Genomic DNA, 2933 nt, shown 5'->3' with positions numbered 1-2933 from the left:
GTAAGCGTCCGAATCCTGCACGACTTTCCGAGAGTGCGTAGTCGTTCCATATCGGGTTCCTTGCTGCATTGGAGGATCTCCGGTGGGTACGGAATATTTCAAGAACGAAGCGCGTCGCTCTTTTTGGTCGGTACACGTTGAGGCGTGGCGGCGAAGCGGACTCAGCAAGCGCAAATATTGTCGTCAGCATCGTCTCAGTGGCGGCACATTCGATCGCTGGCTGCGGCATCTGATTGACGCCGAAACGCTGAAAGTACGCGCGGAATTGCGTCGCGAGGAACGTCGGGAGCGGCTCCGCAAGAATCGAAGTCCAGTGTCGAAGGACCAACGCTGCAGAGCCGTCCAAGCATTCTGGACAATGCACGTTGAAGCGATGAGGTGGTGCGGACTGAGCATGCAAGCCTATGCCCGGGCACATGGCATATCGCAGCACAGCCTGAGGCGGTGGCGCGATCTGATCGACACCAATGAAGTGGAAATCGACTGGCGTACTCACCTTCATCCGAGTGCCCGTCCGCTAATAAGCACTGGTGCTAGCAGCGCTGCTAAGGAGTCCGTCGCCGAAACGCGCTTGACAGATGCGCCGACAGGTGATCCGCCGAGCGATGGATTTGCCAATCGACGTCGCTTTAGTGACGAGGAAAAGCTGGAGATCGTGCGCGAGTCCGAACACCCCGGCGCCACCGCCGCCGAGGTTTGCCGGCGCCACGGCATCGTCAGCAGCATGCTGTTCCGGTGGCGGGTACAGTTCGGGTTCGGCAAGCGAGCGCGGGCGAAGTTGGTGGCCGTGCAAGTGACCGGAGCGCACCCGGGAACGCTCGTCCTGAACGATCTGTTGCAGCCACCCGACGGTATGACGGTTGTCCAGTTGGACGACGGGCGACGTGTCTTTGCACCGATGGGCAGCGATCCGGATGCAGTCCGTCGACACGTCAACGAGCAGGAGATAGCACGATGATGATCGTGCCGGCCGGGGTGAAGGTGCATCTGGCTTTGGGATATACCGACATGCGCAAGGGCCTCGACGGGCTCGCTACGCTGGTTCAGGAACACCTCAAGAAGGATCCGTTCTCCGGCCACCTGTTTGCCTTCCGCGGCAGGAATGCGAGCAGATTGAAGATCCTGTTCTGGGACGGCAACGGACTCTGCCTGTTCACCAAGCGCATCGATCAAGGTGGCTTCATCTGGCCTAGAATGAGCGATCCAGGTGGCACCGTGACGCTGTCTCCAGCGCAACTTGCGATGCTGATCGAAGGCATCGATTGGCGCACACCCGAGCGTCGATGGCGCCCCGCCGTCGCGGGTTGAATCGCAGAAACCCGCATAGAATAAAGCGAACTTACTTCTTCGAATCAGCGTGTTCGAGTAGAATCGGACATGCAGCTTGATCTCAGCAATCTGCCGTCTGATACGACACTTCTGCATCTCTTGGTGCGCGACATCGCCGCGACAATTGAGCATCGAGACAGCGAGATCGAGCGTCTTCAGGCAATCATCAAGCAGCTTCAGCGCGCGCAGTTCGGGCGTCGCTCCGAACGCCTTGATCCCGACCAGCTTGCGCTCACTCTGGAAGATATCGACAGCGATATCGGCCGCATTAAGGAAAGCCGGCCGGCCATTGTAACGGAGCCGCCCGAGGCACCATCGCGGCGCAAGGCGCTTCCCGACCACCTGCCGCGCGAGGACATTCTGCTTGACGTCGATGGTGAGGCTTGCAGCTGCTGCGGTGGCGCGCTGCATGCTATCGGCGAGAGCGTCAGCGAGATGCTGGACTGGGTGCCGGCGCAGCTTCGCGTGATACGCATCACGCGCCCTAAATACGGCTGCCGGGCCTGCGGTAAGGTTGCCCAGGTGCCTGCGCCAGAGCGGCCGATCGCCGGTGGATTGGCAACTCCGAATCTGCTCGCCCACGTGCTGGTCGGCAAGTATTGCGATCACACGCCGCTTTATCGGCAGTCGCAAATCTTCGCCCGGCATGGCGTCGATCTCGGCCGTTCGACGCTGGCTGGATGGGTCGGCGGCGCATGCTGGTGGCTCGAGGCGCTGCACGAGCGATTGTGCAAGAACGTGTTTGCCTCCGACCATCTGTTCGCCGACGATACGCCGATCCCGGTGCTCGATCCGGGAAGAGGACGCACCAAGACCGGACGCCTGTGGGTCTACGTCCGCGAGCAGCGGCCCTGGAGCGGACCAGAACCGCCGGCAGCCGTCTATTTGTTCGCACCCGACCGAAAGGCCGAACGTCCGGTATCGCACCTGGCGCGCTTCAAAGGTGTCCTGCATGTCGATGGCTATGCGGGCTTCGAGCAGCTGACCGGCAACGGCGAAGTCATGCTCGCGGCATGTTGGGCCCATACAAGACGCAAGTTCTACGAAGTTGCCGAGGCCACCGGTTCGCCCATTGCGACGGAAGCCTTGCGCCGGATAAGTGAACTCTATGCAATTGAAGCCCGCGTCCGTGGGCAGTCGTCTGCCCATCGGCTCGCTGAGCGGCGGTCCTTCTCGAAGCCGGCCGTGCAGGCCCTGCAAACCTGGTTTGAGGCGCAGCTTGCACGCGTGCCCGGCAGCAGCACGCTTGCGGAAGCGATCCGGTACGCGCTCTCCCGTTGGGAAGGTCTGACGCGCTTCTTGCTCGATGGCCGCGTTGAACTGGACACCAATCCGGTCGAACGGGCAATCCGCCCGGTGGCGCTCGGCCGGAAGAACCATCTCTTCGCCGGCAGCGACGGCGGAGGGAATCGTTGGGCAGTCGTCTGCTCGCTGATCGAAACCTGCAAACTCAACGGCGTCGAACCCTACGCTTATCTCACTGACGTACTCACACGCATGGTCGACGGACATCCGATCAAGCGTCTCGACGAACTGCTGCCGTGGGTTTGGAAACCAGAGATTCATGTCAAGGCCTGACTGACGTGCAAGAACCGGACGCATAC

3 protein-coding genes are annotated in these 2933 nt (G+C 61.2%); all 3 read left to right on the top strand.

Features of this window, described 5'->3' with window-relative positions; genetic code table 11:
* Positions 1-82: 82 nt before the first annotated feature.
* The 3 genes from tnpA (at position 83) to tnpC (ending at position 2907) form a co-directional block, all read left to right on the top strand.
* Complete coding sequence (gene tnpA, locus ABIA96_RS36465) at positions 83-958, top strand: IS66 family insertion sequence element accessory protein TnpA (RefSeq protein ID WP_354141708.1); 876 nt, start codon at positions 83-85, stop codon at positions 956-958.
* On the top strand, positions 958-1308 hold the full coding sequence (tnpB, locus tag ABIA96_RS36460; protein ID WP_456683299.1) for an IS66 family insertion sequence element accessory protein TnpB: 351 nt from the start codon (positions 958-960) through the stop codon (positions 1306-1308). Before tnpA ends, tnpB begins: the two co-directional genes overlap by 1 nt.
* A gap of 69 nt (positions 1309-1377) precedes the next feature.
* The gene (gene tnpC, locus ABIA96_RS36455; protein ID WP_354141707.1) at positions 1378-2907 is read left to right on the top strand and encodes an IS66 family transposase; all 1530 of its coding nucleotides are present in this window, start codon (positions 1378-1380) and stop codon (positions 2905-2907) included.
* The last annotated feature ends 26 nt before the right edge of the window (positions 2908-2933 follow it).

The organism is Bradyrhizobium sp. LB11.1, from assembly GCF_040549385.1.
GTDB lineage: Bacteria > Pseudomonadota > Alphaproteobacteria > Rhizobiales > Xanthobacteraceae > Bradyrhizobium.
This window is presented reverse-complemented; position numbering and strand designations above follow the sequence as displayed.